We start from the raw sequence: 18,436 nt of genomic DNA, 5'->3' as shown, positions 1-18,436 counted from the left end.
TCAGGCGTCGGCGAAACTGTAACCGGCGCCATAAAGCGTCTCGATCGCGGCGAAGGCGGTATCGACCCCGCGGAACTTGCGCCGCAGCCGCTTGATGTGGCTGTCGATGGTGCGGTCATCGACGAAGACATCGTCGTGATAGGCCGCGTCCATCAGCTGGTTGCGCGTCTTGACCACGCCGGGGCGCAGCGCCAGCGCTTCCAGAATCAGGAACTCGGTGACGGTGAGCGAGACGGGCGCGCCGTTCCAGGTGACGGTATGGCGCGCGGGGTCCATCTCGAGGCGGCCGCGACGGATCGGCTCGGGCAGCGGCTGGCTGTCCTCGCGCCCTTCCTCCGGCGCGGCAGCATCGCGGCGAGCGACCTCGCTCCGGCGCAGGATTGCGCGGATGCGGGCAATGAGCAGACGCTGGCTGAACGGCTTGGCGATATAGTCGTCCGCCCCCATGGCGAGGCCCTGCGCCTCGTCCGCCTCGGCATCCTTGCTGGTAAGGAAGATCACCGGGAGCTGGCTCTTCTCGCGCAGGCGGCTGAGCAGTTCGAGCCCGTCCATGCGCGGCATCTTGATATCACACACGGCAAGATCGGGCGGGTTTTCAAGCAAGGCCTTCAGCGCCGCGGCGCCGTCGTAGTAGAGGCGGGTTGCGAATCCTTCGGCCTGCAGGGCGATGGAGACGGTGGTGAGGATGTTCCGGTCATCGTCCACCAGCGCGATCACGCGGGGATCATCGGCGCCGCGCGGCGCGGCGCGGGCTGCTGGCGATACCGGGACGGGCGGGACTTCGGACAGGGCGGTTTCCGGTACAGCGAACGGGGAGAGCCGGATTACCGGCCCCAGACGCGGCTGGCAACCGGGCGGAGGACGCCGACTGGTTTAATGGGCAGTTGTACCGAGTGCAACTTGCTGCGCAAAAAACTACATTGCCCTAAGGCCATTTGACGCAGCATGGCGCAGTGACTATGCGCCACTTCGGACTCAGCGCATTCGTATGCAAACTGTGTACGGAGTCGCCTGGCGGACGAGTGCATTCTGGGTGTGATTGCAACGCGCGGGCCTCGCCTCGCCTGGAGCCCAAACCGGCACGGGCAGCGGCGAACCGCAATGGGAGACCGACCTGTGTCTGATACCGCATTGAATGTTACCCTCGCGCAGCAGGGTCTGCCCGAGCCTGCGCAGATCTTTGCCAACCTCGGCACCGCGCCGCTGGTCGAGCATGCGATCCGGAACAGCGAGGGCGTGCTTTCAGCGGATGGCCCGCTGGTCGTCGAAACCGGCAAGCACACCGGTCGCAGTGCCAAGGACAAGTTCTTCGTGCGCGATGCCGAGACAGAGAACACGATCTGGTGGGGCAAGACCAACGTCGCCATGACGCCGGAGCAGTTCGCCGCGCTGAAGGTCGATTTCCTCGCCGCCCTGGGCGCGAAAGACAAGGCCTATGTCGCCGATCTGTTCGGCGGTTCGCAGGCCGATCACCGCGTCAACGTGCGCGTCATCACTGAATTTGCATGGCATTCGCTGTTCGTGCGCACCTTGCTGGTGCGTCCCTCGGCAGAGGAGCTTACCAGCTTCGCGCCGGAATACACGATCATCGACCTGCCCAGCTTCCGCGCCGATCCCGCGCGCCACGGCTGCCGCACCGAGACGATTGTCGCAGTCAACTTCACCGAGAAGCTGATCCTGATCGGCGGCACGGCTTATGCCGGCGAGATGAAGAAGTCGGTCTTCGGAATTCTCAACTACCTACTGCCGGTGAAGGGCGTGATGCCGATGCACTGCTCGGCCAATATCGGCGCAGACGGCACTACGGCGGTGTTCTTCGGGCTTTCAGGCACGGGCAAGACGACGCTTTCGGCCGATGCCAGCCGCACGCTGATCGGCGACGACGAGCATGGCTGGTCGGATACGGCGGTCTTCAACTTCGAAGGCGGCTGCTATGCCAAGATGATCCGCCTTTCGGCCGAGGCCGAACCGGAAATCTTCGCGACAACCAAGCGCTTCGGCACGATCCTCGAAAACGTGGTGATCGATCCCGAAACCCGCACGATCGACCTCGACGACGCCTCGCTCGCAGAAAACAGCCGCGGGTCCTACCCGATCGAGTTCATCCCGAACACGAGCGAGAAGAACCTCGGCCCGGTCCCGGCGAACATTATCTTCCTGACTGCGGACGCTTATGGCGTGCTGCCGCCGATCGCGCGGTTGACCCCGGATCAGGCGATGTATCACTTCCTCTCGGGCTATACCGCGCGCGTCGCAGGCACCGAAATCGGCGTGACTGAGCCGGAAGCGACCTTCTCCACCTGCTTCGGCGCGCCGTTCATGCCGCGTCACCCCTCGGTCTACGGCAACCTCCTCAAGGAGCGTATCGCCAAGGGCGGCGTGAAGTGCTGGCTGGTCAACACCGGCTGGTCGGGCGGGCTCGCCACGATGCCGGGGATCAAGCGCATGCCGATCAAGGCGACGCGCGCGCTGCTCAACGCCGCGCTCGACGGCAGCCTGAACAGCGCCGAATTCCGCATCGACCCGAACTTCGGCTTCGAAGTGCCGGTGGCGGTGCCGGGCGTGGACACCAAGCTGCTCGATCCACGCGGCGCCTGGGCCGATGCGGACGCCTATGACCGCACTGCGAAGGAACTGGTGCGCAAGTTCATCGACAACTTCGCCCAGTTCGCCGACCACGTCGACGAAGGCGTTCGGCAAGCGGCGCCGGTTGCTGCCTGAGGCCTGGACCGCCTCACCCAATCTTTCTGGCAAGAGGCCTCGCCCTGTGCGAGGCCTCTTTTTTGTTTCGAGAGGCCAGAACATGTCCGCGCATTCCATCCGCCCCTTTGCCGACGATGCGGCGGTGCGCCATGTCGGCGAAGGCCTTCTGGCGCGCACCCTGCCCAAGCCGGAATGGACGCACGAGGCACATCTGGCCGCTTGCCTCTGGCTGATCCGCGAGCGGCCGGACTTTGCGCCGGAGCGCGAGCTGCCTGATACGATCCGCAGCTACAACGTGGCGGTAGGCGGCGAGAACAGCGACAGCGCGGGCTATCACGAGACGCTCACCCAGCTCTACATCCGCGGGGTTCGGGCCTTTGCCGAGACTTTGCCCGAGGGCACCGGGCTGGTCGAGGCGGTCAACGCGCTGCTGATGAGCGAGATCGGAGACCGCCGGTGGCCGCTGTGCTTCTATTCGAAGGAGCGCCTGTTCAGCGTGGACGCGCGGCGGGGGTGGGTGGAGCCCGATCTGGCGGCGGTGGGTTGAGCAAGGTAACAGGTTCGCGCAGAGGCGCGGTTGCGCCGCCAGAAGCGAAACCCCCGCGGCTCCGTGCCTCTGCGCGAACCCGTCTACCCCCTTACCCCGTCCGCCGGGGCACGAAGGGAAAGGTGCGGCGCTCTACCACTTCCTGCACCGCGCGATGGGCTTCCTTGATCGCGGCGTCGGTATGGGGGCTGGCGGCGGCATCGCTGTTGGCGATGCTGACGAGGCCGAAGGGCTGGCGCGCGATCACGCAAGGGCGCGTAGGGCTTTCGCTGTAGACCCATTCCACCGGATCATAGATCGAGTTGTAAGTGTAGGAATAGCCGTGCGGCCAGCGGTTCATGGTGATCGCAGCGATATCGCGCGCGGCATCGAAGCCGGCGGCGCCCAGCATGCGCTGGAGCTGGCGGCGTGTCTCGCGCTCGAAATCGGCGAAGGTGATCTCGAGCAGTTCGGCGCGGCCGACACGGTGCTGATCGCGGCGAGGCAGGCCGGGCTTGTTCATATACTTGACGAGGTGGAGCACGACCGGCTCGTCCGGCGTCTGCGGGTGCTTCAAGTCGCCAAGGCTGACCGCCTCGGTAAGGCCGACTTCCTGATGGTACATCGTCGGGCAGTGGAAATTGGCAGCGCCCAGCTTCACGAACGGCCGCCAGTTCGTCACCGCCACGCTGGTATAGACCATCGGGCCCTTGACCCCATAGGCGAGCGCTTCCTTCTGCGGCTGCGGCAGTTCGGGCATCAGATAGGGGATCATCATGTTCCAGCAGGCCATGATGACCGCCTTGCCCCGCACTTCGACCAGCTTGCCGTCCTTGGCATAGTGCACCGCAACCTCGCCCGCGCTGGAGGGATCGCCGCGGTGCGCGACATTGAGAACGAGGCTGGAGAGGCGGATTCGGGTGGGCGTGCCGGGCCGGTCGATCGCGGCATAGTCGATCATCGCGGTGCCCATCTCCTCCTGGGTGCGGGCGGTGGTTGCCTCCGGCACGAGTCTCGAGACGAGGAGGCGCGCGAGCGTCGCGTTGCCATCAGGGAAGTGGATCGATTTGTCGCCCTCGCGCTGGCGGCCGTGCTGCCCGCCGGGAAGATCGGCGAAGAGATCGGCAGGCACATCGCCCAGCGCCATGCCGGAAAAGCCGGGATAGCCCTGCACCCACGCGAAGAGCGCGGGCACGGCATCGCCGCCGACGCAGAAGCTGGCCTTGCCGATATCCTGAAACAGCCAGTAGACCTGTGGGTCGACGCCGACCTTCTCCATCAGAAAGTCCTTGTAGGAATGGCGCGCGAGCCAGTCCTTCTTGGCTGCCTGGTCGAGGCCGGGGAGGTAATCGGGCTGGGGCTGCGCGAAGAGGCGGGCAAGATCGGCGCGCGCCTTTGGGCCGAGCGGCGCCTTCTCGAGCTTTTCAGGCTCGATCCGCCCGCCGCGCCAACCGCCGCCCATGGCCAGCACCACATCCTTGCCGCCAAACGTCTCGGCATCGAACACCATGCCGTGGCCGAGCCCAAGCGACTTGTAGAGCGTGGCATTGGCGCTGTTTTCGCGCTCGTAGCGTGCGATATCGACGCCAAGATCATCGAGCAGGGTTCGCGACCACTGGTCGTAGCGCGACGGGCTTTCGATATTGAGCGTGCCGCCGTTGCAGACGATCTTGCGGCCGTTCACGGTGAATTCGTTGCGCTTGGCATGGCCGCCGAAATCGTCGTGGTTGTCGAGCACCAGCACCTTGGCGCCGGGGCCGACGCGTTTGTGGAAGAAGTGCGCGGCCGAGAGCCCGGAAAGTCCGCCGCCGACGATCACGAGATCATAGACCTCGCCGCTGTCGGTCGCCTCGGCCAGCTTGAGCGAGCCGTCGCGCAGCATGTGCGCCGCCTCGAACGTGCCGGCGTGCGAACCACGCAGGCCGGTGCGCGCCGGGGGATAAGGGCTGGCATCGCTCTGCGCGGCCATCACGGCGGGCATTTTTGGTGCGCCCGCCATGGTGAGGCCGGGCATTCCCGCAGCCAGCGCGCTGGTGCCAACGGCAACGCCGTTGATGAAATCGCGCCGCGAGATCGCCCGGTCCATTCCGAGCTGCCGGTCATCGTTGGTCATGTGCTTTGCCCCTTGCCTTTAAGGGCAGATTTGCGCCCAGCGGCGGCGCTGTCCAGCACGAAAGCGCTCAGCCGGAAAAGGCGGAGGTAGCACGCAGCAGGTTGTAGGCCTCCACCACAGTTTGCAGCTGCCCCTCGTGGCTGCGATCCCCGCCGTTGCGATCGGGGTGGAAGCGGCGGACAAGCTCGGAATAGCGGCTGCGCAATGCCTTCCTGTCGGCATCGAAGCCGAGGCCCATGACCTCGTAGGCCTTGCGCTCCTCTGGCCCGATGCCGCGCCGGGCGGCCTCCTGCCGGTTCAGCGCATCGGCGCGGCGCGCCTTGGCGCGGCCCGCGATGGCTTCCAGAGGATCGGCGAAATCGTTCCAGCGGGGGGCCTGGTCGATCCCGGCGGTGGGGCGGAAAGCGCGGGTTTCGGTCGCCCAGCCGGCGAGCGGCGACTGCGCGGCCATGATCTCTTCAGGCGTCATGCCCTTGAAGAAATCGTAACCGGCGTTGAAGGCGCGCACATGTTCAAGGCACATGAAGCGGTAGTCACCCGGACCGTCGAAACCCGGGGCGCGGGTGCCGGGCGCGCGGAATTCGCCCGCCTCGGCGCAGCCCGGGACAGCACATCGCCGCCCGGAGTTCGGGATACGGCCGTGGAAGCGATCATGTCTCATTCGGCTTCCACATGGGCAATGATCGGCTAAGATGGAAGACATGACTGGACCCATTGCCCAAGAAATCACCCGGCTGCTCACCGCAGCCTTCGCCCCCGAACACCTTGCCGTGATCAACGACAGCGCCCGCCACAGCGGCCATATGGGGGATGACGGTTCGGGCGAATCGCATTTCACCGTGGAGATCGAAAGCGCGGCTTTTGCCGGGGTTTCGCGGGTACAGCGCCAGCGGATGATCAATGCCGCGCTGGGCGACATTCCGGGGCAGCGCGTCCACGCCCTCGCGATCAAGGCGCGTGCGCCGGGTGAGTGAGGGGGCGCGCAGGATCCGGCGCGCGGCGCGCCTGCTGCTGATCGACGAACAAGAGCGCCTGCTGCTTATCCGCTTCGCCCCGCCCACGCGCCGCGCTTTCTGGTGCGGGGTGGGCGGCGAGTGCGATCCTGATGAGGATTATCACGCGGCGGCCGTGCGCGAGCTCTTCGAGGAAACCGGCCTCAGCGTCGGAAACTGCGGGCCGGAGATCGCGCGGCGCACCGATGACTTCATCACGCTGGAGGGCGAGCCGGTCACGTCGGACGAGCGATTCTTCTGTGTGCGCACCACAAGCTTCACGCCCGACAGCGCCGGGCACACGGACCTTGAGCGCGCGCTCATCAAGGAATTTCGCTGGTTTACCGCCGCCGAACTGGCAGAATGGCACGAGCCGGTGTTTCCGGTGAACATCCTCGATCTGCTGCAGGCCGAGAGGGCGACATGACCGATCCCGTTCTTCAGACCCTGACGCCCGTGTCGCACGATCTCGGCGGGTTCGAAGTGCGGCGGGTGCTGCCCTCGCCTTCGCGCACGATGGTGGGGCCGTTCATCTTCGTCGACCAGTTCGGCCCGGCGGTGCTGCCCGCCGGGACCGCGATGGACGTGCGGCCGCATCCGCATATCAATCTCGCGACGGTAACGTGGCTGTTCGGCGGCAAGTATGCGGGCGCGATCGACCATCGGGACAGTCTGGGCACTTTCGCCACGATCCGCCCCGGGCAGGTCAACCTGATGACGGCAGGCAGCGGCATCGTCCATTCCGAGCGCGGGCCGGAAGCCGAGCGCGCGGCGGGGCCAAGGCTCTACGGCATGCAGACCTGGCTCGCGCTGCCCGACGGGCGCGAGGAGATCGACCCCGCTTTCGAGCAGCAGACCGACCTGCCGGTGATCGAGGACACCGACGTACGCGCGCAAGTGATCATGGGCACCCTATGGGGCCGGACCGCACCGACGACGCAGCACAGCCAGACAATCTATGCCGAGATCATGCTGCAGGCAGGCGGGGCAATTCCCGTCGACGCCTCGGCGGACGAGCGCGCGGTGATGCTGGTAGGCGGCGATGGACGCGTTGGCGGGGTGGAGCTTGAGCCCTTTGCGCTTGCCGTGCTGGCACCGGGGGCGGCACTGACCTTGACCTCGCGCGAAGGGGGGCGGGTCATGCTGCTGGGCGGCGAGGCCTTCACCACCAGGCGCCACGTCTGGTGGAACTTCGTGAGCTCCAGCCGCGAGCGGATCAACCAGGCCAAGCACGACTGGGATGAGGGGCGCTTTCCCAAAGTGCCGGGGGACGAGGACGAATTCATCCCCTTGCCCAAAGTGCCGAACACGATAGCCAATCCATAAGAACAAACGAGAGGGAGAGACTGCATGGCTTTTGCCGGAGAGGTGGCGTGGATTACCGGGGCATCATCGGGGATCGGCGCGGCCATTGCGCGGGGGCTTGCGGCCGAGGGCGCGCATGTGGTGCTGTCGGGCCGCAACCGGGAAGCGCTCGAGGCTGTCGCGGCGGATTGCGGGGAAGCGCTGGTCCTGCCTTTCGAGGCGACCGACTACGCGGCTGCCTGCGGTGCCGCCGATGCCGCATGGGACTGGGCAGCGGCGCGCAGCGGCGGGGTGGACCTCCTGTTCAACAACGCCGGCATCTCGCAGCGCAGTATCGCCGCGCAGACCGACTTTGCCGTCTATGAGCGGATCATCGCGGTCGATCTCCTTGCACCCATCGCGCTGACGCAGGCGCTCCTGCCGCGCATGGTGGCCCGGCGCAAAGGCCGCGTCGCGATGGTCGCGAGCATTGCCGGCAAGGTCGGCTCGCCGATGCGCACGGCCTACAGCGCCGCCAAGTTCGGCCTGATCGGCTATGCAGACGCGCTCCGCACCGAAGTGACCAGCGATGGGCTGCAGGTCCACGTGATCGCGCCGGGATCGGTGCGCACAGAAGTTTCGCGCAATGCCCTCAACGGCGATGGCAGCGCGCGCGGCGTTAGCGACCGCGCAATCGACAAGGGCATGGATCCGGCAGACGCGGCGGCGGCCATGATCGCGGCGATGGCGGCAGGTGAGCGCGAGATCATCATCGCGCGCGGGCTTGAGCTGGACATCGGCGAAGCGACCCGCACCCCCGATGCGATATTCGACAAGATGGCCGCGCTGTTTGCCGATGGCTACGTGGCGAAGATGGGGAAAGGCACATGAGCAGCGAATTGAAGCGCGTTACGCTGGCAAACGGTATCGAGCTCGACGTTGTGGATGCGGGCCCGCGCGATGCTCCGGCACTCATGTTCCTTCACGGCTTTCCCGAATCGCACCGCACCTGGCGCCACCAGATCGCGCACTTGTCCGGCCGCTTCCGCTGCATCGCACCCGACCAGCGCGGCTATCGCGGTTCGTCGAAACCGGAAGGTGCGGAGAACTACTCGCCAGACAAGCTGATCGGCGACATTTTCCTTCTCGCCGATGCACTTGGTGTGGGGCAATTCACTGTGCTGGGCCACGACTGGGGCGGCGCGATTGCCTGGGGTGTGGCCTTGATGGGGCAAGGCACCCGCGTCACCCGCGCGGTCGTCGCCAATGCGCCGCATCCGGGGATCTTCCAGAAGCTGCTCTATCTCGATCCGGTGCAGCGCGGGGCGAGCCAGTACATGCGCGCGTTCCGGGATACCGCCAACGATGCCATGGTGCGCGAACATGGCCTCGGCGCGCTGCTGATGCAGGCGCTGAATTGGGACCGCGCGCCGGTGATGGAAGAGGAAGAGCGCGCCGCGCTGCTGGCCGACTGGGCGAACCCCGATGCGGCCATCGCCATGCTCAACTGGTACCGCGCGAGCTCGATGGACGTGCCGGACATGGACGCGCCTTATGCGCTGCCGGACGGCTTTGCCCCGCCGCCTCTGCCGCCGCTGATGATCCCTACGCTGGTCATCTGGGCGATGGACGACATGGCGCTGCCGCCGGCGAATCTTGAGGGGCTGGACGCGATGATCCCGAACCTGACCCTCGTGCAGGTGCCCGATTGCGGGCATTTCGTGCCATGGGAAGCACCGGCCAAGGTCAACGCGGCGCTGGATGCGTTTCTGGATAGGACCGGTGGCTGAAGACACCCCGCGCCCCTGCACGCTGCTGCGCCATCACGGCGGCGGGCATGCGCCGGTCAGCTATCTCGAGCTGTTCTTCGATCTCGTCTATGTCTTTGCCATCACGCAGATTTCGCATGCGCTGCTGGAAAACCTGACCTGGCGCGGACTGGCCGAGGCTGGGATGGCATTCCTCGCCGTGTGGTGGGCCTGGATGTATACCACCTGGGCGGCCAACTGGGCCAATCCGGACCGCGCGCCGGTGCGGATCATGCTGCTGCTCTCGATGCTGGCGAGCCTGCTCATGGCCGTCGCGCTGCCCCATGCCTTTGCCAGCGGCGCGGCGGACAGCGGGCCGCTGTTTGCCGGCAGTTACCTGGCGCACCAGCTGGGGCGCACGTTGTTCATGGCTGCAATCATGCGGCGGGACGATCCGCGCGGCATGTTCAACATGCTGCGGATTTCCAGCTGGTTCGCGATGTCCTCGGTGTTCTGGCTTGCGGGCCTTGGCGTGGAGGGCGACGCACGGCTGGCCTGGTGGATGGCCGCACTCGGCATCGAATACCTTGGCCCAATCGCGAATTTCCGCGCCCCCGGCCTTGGCACTTCGCTGCCGTCGGACTGGAACATCTCGGGCAGCCATATGGCCGAGCGCTGCGCGCTGTTCATCATCATAGCCTTGGGCGAAGGGGTGGTGGTGATCGGCACCAACCTTGCGGCGGCGGAACTGACCACGGAACGCGTGACCGCATTTCTGACCACCTTTGCCGGATCGGTACTGATGTGGTGGATCTACTTCGACCTCGGCGCGGAGCGCGGCGCGCGGCACATAACCACGCATGCCCAGCCCGGCCGCGTAGCGCGCGAGGCCTATACGTATCTGCACATGCCGATTGTAGGCAGCATCATTGTCTGCGCGGTTGCCGATGCCCTGCTGCTGGAGGGAACGCACCCGCACGCGACGCACGAACTGATCCTGACCACATGCGGCGGACTGGTGACCTATCTGGTCGGCCTTGGCCTGTTCAAGCGCTTCAGCAATGCGCTCGGCAACTTCCCGCTCTCGCACACCGTGGGCAGCGTGCTGCTGCTGGCGCTGGCCGGATGGGCCTGGTGGCACCCGCTGCCCGCGACACAGTTTGCCGAGGCGTCCGTGATGGCGCTCGGCGTGGTGGCGGTGTGGGAATGGGGTTCCTACAACGGTGGTTGGCGCGAGCGGCTGATGCGGCTCTGGCCGGGGGGCTCAAGCCCGGCCTAGACTGTTGGCGTCACGCGAGTTGGAGCCGGTAGAAGTGCGTGTCCACAGCCATGCGCGGGAACCCGGTGGGCAGGGCATCGGGGTCGATCAAGGCAAAGCCGTTTTTATCGTAGAAGCGCCGCGCGGCATGGAGGCGTTCGATGGTGCCGAGGGTGACCGCGGTGATCCCATTGGCGCGGGCATGATCGACAAGAATCGCCAGCAGGCGCGCTGCCACACCATGCTCACGCCCCCGCGCTTCCGCCGCGACGAACATCTTGCGCAGCGCGCCCTGATCCTTGCCGAAGCCGATCAGGCCAATGGTGCCGACAATCCGGCCATCCTTCTCGGCCACCCAGAAACCCCCTGCGCCGGACTGATAGACCTCGGCCACCGCGCGCAGATCGGGCTGCTCCTCGGGAGTCACAGGCACCGCAAATTCGCCCTGCTGGATCCCAAGGATATGGGTAATGACCGCATCCTCGTCGGACTTGGCATAAGGGCGGTAGGTGATGGTAGACATATTGTGCGCTGTGCTGACAGAAGGCGCCGTCTGCAAGAGGGATCATGCGATCAGTTCGAAAGCTCCAGCCCTACCGCCCGCGCATTGATCGGCTCATCGTTCACGATCGGCTTCAGCATGCGCATGATCCGCTTGGCGATGTTGGTATCGCAGCCTGACATCGGGATCGTTACCCAACGCGCAGCGTAACCCGTCTTCTGGAATATCAGCCCGCCATATGTACCGCCATCGTACACTGTATGGCAGCCGACCGGCAGGAACCATTCGACCTCCTCTGGCTTGCCCGGCTGCCGAACTGGAGGCCGAAGGACCGCAAGCCGGTCCCGCAATGCCTTCAACGCGCTTGCAGGAATTCGCTTGGTCGAAACCGTCCGCCATTCGCGTGTGCCGCCATCGGTATCAAGCGTGATCGTGCCATCGGGACGGATCATGATGGAATTGTGCTGCTCGGAGCGACTGTTCGCGTTGTAGCCGATCGTCACCGTCTCATCCGGAGCAAGCGGGAGAGCAGGCTGGGTGCCATCGCCAATCAGGGACCGGGCTGGAGCCTGCTTGTGGCCGTCGCAGCCGCCGAGCAGCGCCTGCAGCGCCGCGATACACGCAAGTCCAAAGGCAGGGGCTGCGCGCATGATCCGGCTTACAGCGTCTTGAACCCGTCCGTCTCGGCCGAAAGCGTCTCCAGCCATTTGGCGAGCAGATCACGCTTCGCCGGCATCAGCGCCTTGCCAGCAGGGGATAGCACCCGCGCTGGCACGTCGCGCAGGTTTTCCTTCAGCATCGGCAGCACGGCTGGGGTATCGGGCTGGCCGCCATTGGGGTCCGCCAGCGCCATGATGCGCGCAGCGCCGATGGCCCCGAGCCAGTCGAGCGCGTCGGCGTCGTGGAGGTAGAGCGATTCGGGCACCGTCGGCGTGCGGTAGTACATATGCTCGCGGATCGCGGCCTGGACCTTGGGCAGCTTGGCCATCGGGAAACCCATCGGGGCGAGGATCTCGCCTACCAGATCGGCCGCGACATCAGAGTGGTCGAGATCGGGCTTCTCGTAGGGTTTGAACGCGGCGATGTCGTGCAGGTAGGCAGCGGCGAAGAGCACGTCGTCATCCAGCGTGACCTTGTCGGCGGCGGCCATGGACTTGGCGAGCGCATAGTCGCGCGCGGAATGCGAAAAGCCCCAGGCGGGGTGTTTGCAATGCTCCGCATTGAACGCAAGCACCTGCCCGCGCCAGTCGAGCGGCGGGGAATCGGCCAGCGCCGGTCCGGCGGTGAGCGCGAGGGCAGCGAGGAGCAGTCTGAACGGGCGCATGGGGGGCCTTTCGGGGCGATAACCGCTGGATGCTAGCATGGGGGCGGGATGGCGCAATTGGCCTGTGCGGCCATTGCCGGTTCGACTCAGAAAATGGGGACTGTCCCTATTTATTGCCGTGCCATGCTACCCAAGCGCCGTGGGCGTGGGCCTCGCCCAGCAGCACCGGCTCGCCGCCGCCGGGCCAGTAGCGGACGGTGAGTTCGTGGCGGAAGGTTTCGCGGTTGGTTTCGAGCATGATCCACGCGAGGCGCTGGCCCTCCTCGCCCGCCCCGGTGATCGCCCGCGTAATCCGGGTGCGGGTTTCAGGCGGAAGATACTGCCAGACGATCGAGTGGTAGAATACGCGGGTGGTATCGGCTTCCAGCGGTGCGGCGAGGCGCTGGTCGACCCACTCGCCCGCATCCATCTGCACGAGGTGCGGGGGCTGCTCACCCGCCAATGCAGTCGCGGCGTCGATGCGCGCAAGGCGTTCAGTCACTTCGGCCCAGACGTAGCTTTTCAGGCGCAGCGCCTCTGTCGGATCGGCAAGGTTCACGGGAGCGCGGTCGCAGCCCTGAATGGAGGTGATCTCCACCCGCGCGGGCGCGGGCGGCGGCCCCCGCCATTCGGGCCTGATTCGCATCGGCGAGCTTTCCGGACCGACCTCGGTGCCGCCAAGATCGTAGTGGTATCGCTCCATCATCGTGTTGACGCCCGCACTCGCGCCCAGTTCGTTCAACTCGAAGCGCGGGCCGAGGCGCGGGGAAAGCCAGAGCAGCGCGGCCATGATCGAGGCGGAGCGGCCCGCCTCGTTGGTCTGCGGCGGGCCATCGAGCCAGGGTGAAAGCGTGGCGTCGTACTGGTGGGCGAGGTCCACGATCAGGGAGTCGATGGCATGCTGATCAGTCAGTTCGCCGCGATAGACAGGGAAGAGACGCAAGTCCGTTCCGGAGAGCGCCAGATGGTGGAATCCCCCCGCAAGGCGCAGCGGCAGCGCATCCTCCAGCGGCTTGCCCGGCCAAGTTGCGAGGCGGCGCCCGGTCTCCGTTTCGCCGCCGAGCAATGCAAGCTGGGCACGCACCACCCGCGCCGTGCAGGGCGAGCCGTTGTTCGCGGCGTGGTCCGCCTGCCAGGTGATCGCTGCCGCCACATCATTGCCGTCCATCACCGCGTCCATAAGGTTGCCCTTTCCGGCCCTTTGCCATAGGGGGCGCCGAGCCATGTCCGCTCCCACACCTGCCCCTATCGTCTTCGCTTTGCCCAAGGGCCGCATCCTCGAGGAGGCGCTTCCCCTGCTCGACAAGGCGGGAGTCGTGCCCGAGGCCGACTTCTTCGACAAGGCCTCGCGCAAGCTGAGCTTTGCCACGAGCCGGCCGGACATGACGATCATTCGCGTGCGCGCGTTCGATGTGGCGACGTTCGTGGCGCATGGCGCGGCGCAGGCAGGGATCGTCGGTTCGGACGTGATCGACGAATTCGACTATGCCGACCTCTACGCGCCGGTCGATCTCGACATCGGGCATTGCCGGCTGTCAGTGGCCGAGCCCGCCGACATGGTGGCCAGCGGTGCCAACACGCGCGAGAGCCATGCCCGCGTCGCGACCAAATATCCCAGCCTCACGCGCCGCCATTTCGAAAAGCTGGGCGTCGCGGCGGAAGTGGTGAAGCTGAACGGCGCGATGGAACTGGCGCCTTCGCTCGGCCTTGCCAGCCGGATCGTCGATCTCGTGTCTTCGGGCCGCACGCTCAAGGACAACGGCCTTGTCGAGACGAGCCGGATCATGCCGGTCTCGGCCCGCCTGATCGTCAACCGCGCCGCGCTCAAGACTGATCCGGCGCGCATGGGCGCCCTGATCGATGCGTTCCGCGAACTGGTCGCCAGCGGAAAGGCGTCCTGATGCTGCGGCTCGACACGCGCGAGGCGGGGTTTGCCGCAGCCTTTGCTGCCGTTGTCGGCGACCGGCGCGAGAGCGATGCCGACGTCGCGCGCGATGTCGCCGCGATTCTGGCCGATGTGCGCGCACGCGGCGATGCGGCGCTCGCAGACTATACCGCGCGGTTTGACGGACACGACCTCGGCGATGAATGGCGCATCTCCGCCGAGACCTGCCGCGAGGCATTCGATGCGCTGGAGCCCGGCCTTCGCGCCGCGCTCGAACTCGCGGCGCAGCGCATCCGCGCCTATCACGAGGCGCAACTGCCTGAGGACCGCGACTATCAGGATGCCGCAGGGGTCCGGCTCGGCGCGAAGTGGCGCGGTGTCGACGGCGCGGGGCTTTATGTGCCCGGCGGACGTGCGGCCTATCCCTCCTCGCTCCTGATGAACGCGATTCCGGCCAAGGTGGCGGGCGTGGGCCGCCTGGTTGTGACGACGCCGACACCAAAGGGCGCGGTCAATCCGCTGGTGCTGGCCGCCGCGCATCTGGCCGGCGTCGATGAAGTGTGGCGCATCGGCGGGGCACAGGCGATTGCGGCGCTGGCTTATGGCACCGAGCGCATTGCGCCGGTCGATGTGATCACCGGCCCCGGCAATGCCTGGGTGGCCGAAGCCAAGCGCCAGCTTTACGGCGTCGTCGGCATCGACATGGTGGCGGGCCCCTCCGAGATCCTCGTGATTGCCGATGCGGCCAACGATCCGCAGTGGATCGCGGCAGACCTGCTCAGCCAGGCTGAGCATGATCCCGCCGCGCAGGCGATCCTGATCACCGATGATGCCGCGTTTGCCGATGCGGTGGCGGCATCAGTGGAAGCCGAGATCGCGCTGCTGCCGACGGCGGCGGTGGCGCGGGCAAGCTGGGATGCGCACGGGGTGATCATCGTGGCGGGTTCGCTCGACGAGGCCCCTGCCCTTGCCAATGCGCTGGCGGCCGAACATGTCGAGATCGCGACGGATGACCCCGAGGCGCTGTTTGCCGGCATTCGGCACGCCGGTTCGGTGTTCCTCGGCCGCCATACGCCCGAGGCGATCGGCGACTATGTCGCCGGGCCCAACCATGTGCTGCCCACCGGGCGGCGCGCGCGCTTTGCGTCCGGGCTGTCGGTGCTCGATTTCATGAAGCGCACCAGCTTTATCGCGGTAAGCGAGGCGGCGCTTGGCGCGGTCGGGCCTGCCGCCGTCGCGCTGGCCGAGGCCGAGGGCCTTGCCGCGCACGCCCGCTCGATCGAATTGAGGCTTGGAATATGACGCGCGTTAAAGGCCCTGCCCGCCTGCCAGCCCGTTCTGCCGCGCGGCTTGCCGCGGTGCAGGCGCTCTACCAGCTTGAGATGGAGCAGCCGCCGCTGGCATCGCTGCTCGACGAGTTCCACATGCACCGGCTGGGCGCGGAGATCGAGGACGACCAGTACCTTGAGGCCGATGTCGCCTTCTTCGACGACGTGGTGCGCGGCGTGGCGGCGCGGCGCGAGGAGATCGACGGTCTGCTGACGCGGCGGCTCGCCGATGGCTGGTCGGTCGCGCGGCTCGACCGCACGATGCTGCAGATCCTGCGCGCGGGAGCCTACGAACTGGTGGCGCGAACCGATATCGGTGTGGGCACGGTGATCAGCGAATACCTCGACGTGGCACACGCTTTCTTTGATGCGCGCGAGACGAAGTTCGTCAACGGTCTGCTCGATGCGATCGCGAAGGACGTGCGGGCGGATTGATTCCCCTTTGAGGGGGGAGAGAAATGTCTCTCGCAGAGACGCAGAGGGAAAGAAGAGCGCAGAGATGTTGCTCCTTCGGCGAAGCCGTTTTCTCTCCTCCTTTGCTCATTCTGAATGCTGGAATTCAGAAAGAACGGCCTCTGGCGCGCGAGGGGTTATCGCCCGTCTCCCAACCACTCCCGGTTCGTTTTTGCGCGTGCAACGACGAAGCTGAGGACTCAAAGCCGCGCGGCGTGCCAGCGGATATGGTCTTCCATGAAAGTCGAGATGAAGTTGTAGCTGTGGTCGTAGCCCGGCTGCAGGCGCAGCGTGAGGTCCACGCCTGCGGCCTTGCACGCAGCCTCAAAGAGTTCGGGGCGCAGCTGTTCGGCGAGGAACGCGTCCGCCGCGCCCTGATCGAGCAGGATATCCCCCGCCGGGCGCAGGCCGTCCTCGACCAGCGCGGTGGCATCGTGCGCACGCCAGGCGGCGCGGTCCTGCCCGAGGTAGCCGCCGAGCGCCTTGTGGCCCCAGGGCACCTGCCCCGGCGCCACGATCGGCGCGAAAGCGGAGAGAGACTTGAATTTGTCCGGGAAGGTCAGCCCCAGCGTGAGCGCGCCGTGGCCGCCCATCGAGTGGCCGGTGATGCCCATGCGCGCGGGATCGATGGGAAAGTGGTCCTCAAGCAGCGCGGGCAGTTCGTGCGCGACGTAGTCCCACATGTGGTAGTGCGCGGTGAACGGCTCTTCGGTTGCGTTGACGTAGAAGCCAGCGCCGAGGCCGAAGTCGTAAGCGCCTTCCGGATCGTCAGCCACGCCCTCGCCGCGCGGGCTGGTATCGGGGGCGACGAAGATCAGCCCGTGTTCGGCGCAGAAGCGGCGGTACTCGCCCTTGTCCGTCACATTGGCGTGCGTGCAGGTGAGCCCGGAAAGGTAGAGCAGGACGGGGAGCTTTGCCCCCGCTTCCGCCTGCGGGGGCAGGAAGACCGAAAAGGTCATTCCCGTCCCCGTCGCGGTGGACTGGTGCCGATAGACGCCGAGCGTGCCGCCGTGCGCCTTGCTCGTCGAAACGGTCTCGAACGTGGTGTCGGTCGCCATGTCCTTGTGCCTCAGCTGCCGATCACGTGCAGCGCGCACAGCTTGTTGCCGTCCGGATCGCGCAGATAGGCGAGGTAGAACGGCGAGCCTTCACGCGGGCCCGGCGGGTCTTCGCACGCGGTGCCGCCATTGGCGCAGCCGGCGGCGTGCCAGGCATCGGCCTGGTCCGGCGTCATCGCGAAGCCGATCGTGCCGCCGTTGGCGGGGCAGGCAGGCTCGCCGTTGATCGGCGGGGTCAGGAGGAACATGCTGCCGCCATGTGCGTAGATCAGTCGGCCCTTGGGATCGACCATCCCGGGATTGCCGCCGAATGCCGCGAACGTGGCATCATAGAACTTCTTCGAGCGCTCGATATCATTGCTGCCGAGCATGACGTGCGAAAACATGGCCTCTCCTTTTATCGTCAGCCTTGTGTGCCGCCCCGGGCGGGAACGGCGCGGGCCGGGTTTGCCCGTGCCGGGGGCGTGTGGTCAAGGCCCCAGCCAGAGCAGCGGGCAGATTTCAGGCGGGAGAGTTCAGGTGGGTCGATCGTGCCGGGCGATGCCGCGCACGAAGATGCCGACAGCATGGGCGACCTGGCGCTCGATCTCGGCCTCTTCAGGCGGCGGGATCAGTCCGCTGGAGACGCGCAGATGCAGATCGCCGCGCACCATGGCAAGGAACTGCTCGGCTGCGAGGCGCGGATCGGGGCAATCGATCAGCCCTTCCGCATGGAACCGGGCCAGCGCGGGGCCCAGCACGGAATAGGCCGCTTCCGGACCGAACGCGAAGAAGGCGCGCGCGACTTCCGGGAAACGCTGGCCCTCGCCGTGCACCGTGCGGTGGATGATGAGGGCATCGGGCTGGCAAAGCCGGCTGAGGAAAATCTTGCCGAAGGTGTGGAGCAGCGTTGCCGGATCGCGCGCGGTATCGGCGAGCTCTTCGAGCGGGCCGATCACCACCTCGCACTTGCGCTGCATCACCGCGTGAAACAGTTCCTCCTTCGAGGCGAAGTATTTGTAGAGCGTCGCCTTGGAACCGCCCAGCCGCGCCGCAATCGATGACATCGAGGTGATGCCGTAGCCCTCACGGGCGAATATCTCCGCAGCGACGGCGAGGATATGCTCGCGTCGTTCGTCGGGGTTTGTCCGCCCCAACCGGTGCTGCGTGGCTGCCTGACTAGTGACCATTCCGTACACTTAGCACTTGACTCGAAAGAGGCAAGCGGGCAACTCATTAGTGACCGAACCGTACTGTCATTATGGTGTCTTCGATGCGCATTGGTTATCTCTCCCGGCACGCCG

At 66.3% G+C, this 18,436-nt stretch carries 21 protein-coding genes; 11 read left to right on the top strand and 10 right to left on the bottom strand.

Annotated elements, in window-relative coordinates:
• Entirely contained in the window at nucleotides 1–717 is a 717-nt protein-coding gene (locus tag WCL10_RS13020) for a response regulator transcription factor (RefSeq protein ID WP_336896084.1), read from the bottom strand.
• Between the two features lie 399 nt (nucleotides 718–1,116).
• Here WCL10_RS13020 and WCL10_RS13015 point away from each other — a divergent pair, with 399 nt between their 5' ends.
• Nucleotides 1,117–2,721, top strand: a complete 1,605-nt coding sequence (locus WCL10_RS13015) for a phosphoenolpyruvate carboxykinase (protein WP_336896083.1) — start codon at nucleotides 1,117–1,119, stop codon at nucleotides 2,719–2,721.
• Nucleotides 2,722–2,803: 82 nt separating this feature from the next.
• On the top strand, nucleotides 2,804–3,250 hold the full coding sequence (locus tag WCL10_RS13010) for a hypothetical protein (protein ID WP_336896082.1): 447 nt from the start codon (nucleotides 2,804–2,806) through the stop codon (nucleotides 3,248–3,250).
• A 91-nt stretch (nucleotides 3,251–3,341) separates the two neighbouring features.
• Here WCL10_RS13010 and WCL10_RS13005 read toward each other — a convergent pair whose 3' ends face one another.
• Nucleotides 3,342–5,342 carry an NAD(P)-binding protein gene (locus WCL10_RS13005; RefSeq protein WP_336896081.1) on the bottom strand — a complete coding sequence of 667 codons (2,001 nt, stop codon included), beginning with the start codon at nucleotides 5,340–5,342 and terminating at the stop codon, nucleotides 3,342–3,344.
• Between the two features lie 67 nt (nucleotides 5,343–5,409).
• Nucleotides 5,410–6,003, bottom strand: a complete 594-nt coding sequence (locus tag WCL10_RS13000; RefSeq protein ID WP_336896080.1) for a J domain-containing protein — start codon at nucleotides 6,001–6,003, stop codon at nucleotides 5,410–5,412.
• Nucleotides 6,004–6,043: 40 nt separating this feature from the next.
• Between WCL10_RS13000 and WCL10_RS12995 the strand changes: the two genes are divergently transcribed.
• Genes WCL10_RS12995 through WCL10_RS12970 form a run of 6 tightly spaced genes read left to right on the top strand, consistent with a single transcriptional unit; the run spans nucleotide 6,044 to nucleotide 10,645 of the window.
• On the top strand, nucleotides 6,044–6,316 hold the full coding sequence (locus WCL10_RS12995) for a BolA family protein (protein WP_336896079.1): 273 nt from the start codon (nucleotides 6,044–6,046) through the stop codon (nucleotides 6,314–6,316).
• Entirely contained in the window at nucleotides 6,309–6,761 is a 453-nt protein-coding gene (locus tag WCL10_RS12990; protein ID WP_336896078.1) for an NUDIX domain-containing protein, read from the top strand. The genes WCL10_RS12995 and WCL10_RS12990 overlap by 8 nt, the downstream gene beginning before the upstream one ends.
• Nucleotides 6,758–7,660 (top strand): pirin family protein, encoded by a 903-nt coding sequence (locus WCL10_RS12985; RefSeq protein ID WP_336896077.1) that lies wholly within the window; start codon nucleotides 6,758–6,760, stop codon nucleotides 7,658–7,660. The genes WCL10_RS12990 and WCL10_RS12985 overlap by 4 nt, the downstream gene beginning before the upstream one ends.
• Before the next feature lie 24 nt (nucleotides 7,661–7,684).
• On the top strand, nucleotides 7,685–8,509 hold the full coding sequence (locus WCL10_RS12980) for an SDR family NAD(P)-dependent oxidoreductase (protein WP_336896076.1): 825 nt from the start codon (nucleotides 7,685–7,687) through the stop codon (nucleotides 8,507–8,509).
• The gene (locus WCL10_RS12975) at nucleotides 8,506–9,408 is read left to right on the top strand and encodes an alpha/beta hydrolase (RefSeq protein ID WP_336896075.1); all 903 of its coding nucleotides are present in this window, start codon (nucleotides 8,506–8,508) and stop codon (nucleotides 9,406–9,408) included. The genes WCL10_RS12980 and WCL10_RS12975 overlap by 4 nt, the downstream gene beginning before the upstream one ends.
• A complete protein-coding gene (locus WCL10_RS12970) occupies nucleotides 9,401–10,645 on the top strand; it encodes a low temperature requirement protein A (protein ID WP_336896074.1) in 1,245 nt (414 codons plus the stop codon). The genes WCL10_RS12975 and WCL10_RS12970 overlap by 8 nt, the downstream gene beginning before the upstream one ends.
• Nucleotides 10,646–10,655: 10 nt before the next feature.
• Here WCL10_RS12970 and WCL10_RS12965 read toward each other — a convergent pair whose 3' ends face one another.
• The 4 genes from WCL10_RS12965 to WCL10_RS12950 form a co-directional block, all read right to left on the bottom strand.
• Nucleotides 10,656–11,147 (bottom strand): GNAT family N-acetyltransferase, encoded by a 492-nt coding sequence (locus tag WCL10_RS12965; RefSeq protein ID WP_336896073.1) that lies wholly within the window; start codon nucleotides 11,145–11,147, stop codon nucleotides 10,656–10,658.
• Between the two features lie 50 nt (nucleotides 11,148–11,197).
• Complete coding sequence (locus tag WCL10_RS12960) at nucleotides 11,198–11,776, bottom strand: hypothetical protein (protein ID WP_336896072.1); 579 nt, start codon at nucleotides 11,774–11,776, stop codon at nucleotides 11,198–11,200.
• Between the two features lie 8 nt (nucleotides 11,777–11,784).
• Nucleotides 11,785–12,450, bottom strand: coding sequence for an HD domain-containing protein (locus tag WCL10_RS12955; RefSeq protein WP_336896071.1), 666 nt, complete (start codon nucleotides 12,448–12,450; stop codon nucleotides 11,785–11,787).
• Between the two features lie 106 nt (nucleotides 12,451–12,556).
• Nucleotides 12,557–13,654, bottom strand: coding sequence for a DUF2332 domain-containing protein (locus WCL10_RS12950; RefSeq protein WP_336896070.1), 1,098 nt, complete (start codon nucleotides 13,652–13,654; stop codon nucleotides 12,557–12,559).
• On the opposite strand from WCL10_RS12950, the gene hisG reads away from it, so the two are divergent.
• From hisG to nusB, 3 genes are read left to right on the top strand one after another with little or no spacing between them, the layout of a single operon-like run.
• Nucleotides 13,653–14,330: an ATP phosphoribosyltransferase gene (gene hisG / locus WCL10_RS12945; protein ID WP_336896069.1), complete on the top strand. Its 678-nt coding sequence runs from the start codon at nucleotides 13,653–13,655 to the stop codon at nucleotides 14,328–14,330. The genes WCL10_RS12950 and hisG overlap by 2 nt on opposite strands.
• Nucleotides 14,330–15,616: a histidinol dehydrogenase gene (hisD, locus tag WCL10_RS12940; RefSeq protein WP_336896068.1), complete on the top strand. Its 1,287-nt coding sequence runs from the start codon at nucleotides 14,330–14,332 to the stop codon at nucleotides 15,614–15,616. Before hisG ends, hisD begins: the two co-directional genes overlap by 1 nt.
• Nucleotides 15,613–16,077, top strand: coding sequence for a transcription antitermination factor NusB (nusB, locus tag WCL10_RS12935; RefSeq protein WP_336896067.1), 465 nt, complete (start codon nucleotides 15,613–15,615; stop codon nucleotides 16,075–16,077). Before hisD ends, nusB begins: the two co-directional genes overlap by 4 nt.
• Before the next feature lie 218 nt (nucleotides 16,078–16,295).
• Here nusB and fghA read toward each other — a convergent pair whose 3' ends face one another.
• The 3 genes from fghA to WCL10_RS12920 all read right to left on the bottom strand — a co-directional run bounded on the left by fghA (nucleotide 16,296) and on the right by WCL10_RS12920 (nucleotide 18,322).
• The gene (fghA, locus tag WCL10_RS12930) at nucleotides 16,296–17,153 is read right to left on the bottom strand and encodes an S-formylglutathione hydrolase (protein ID WP_336896066.1); all 858 of its coding nucleotides are present in this window, start codon (nucleotides 17,151–17,153) and stop codon (nucleotides 16,296–16,298) included.
• A gap of 11 nt (nucleotides 17,154–17,164) precedes the next feature.
• On the bottom strand, nucleotides 17,165–17,539 hold the full coding sequence (locus tag WCL10_RS12925; RefSeq protein WP_336896065.1) for a VOC family protein: 375 nt from the start codon (nucleotides 17,537–17,539) through the stop codon (nucleotides 17,165–17,167).
• Nucleotides 17,540–17,668: 129 nt separating this feature from the next.
• Nucleotides 17,669–18,322: a TetR/AcrR family transcriptional regulator gene (locus WCL10_RS12920; protein ID WP_336896064.1), complete on the bottom strand. Its 654-nt coding sequence runs from the start codon at nucleotides 18,320–18,322 to the stop codon at nucleotides 17,669–17,671.
• Nucleotides 18,323–18,436 lie beyond the last annotated feature (114 nt).

The sequence above is a fragment of the Novosphingobium sp. genome, from assembly GCF_037133355.1.
Classification (GTDB): domain Bacteria; phylum Pseudomonadota; class Alphaproteobacteria; order Sphingomonadales; family Sphingomonadaceae; genus Novosphingobium.
The sequence above is the reverse complement of the archived record's forward strand: the minus strand, read 5'-3'. Positions and strand labels throughout refer to the sequence as shown.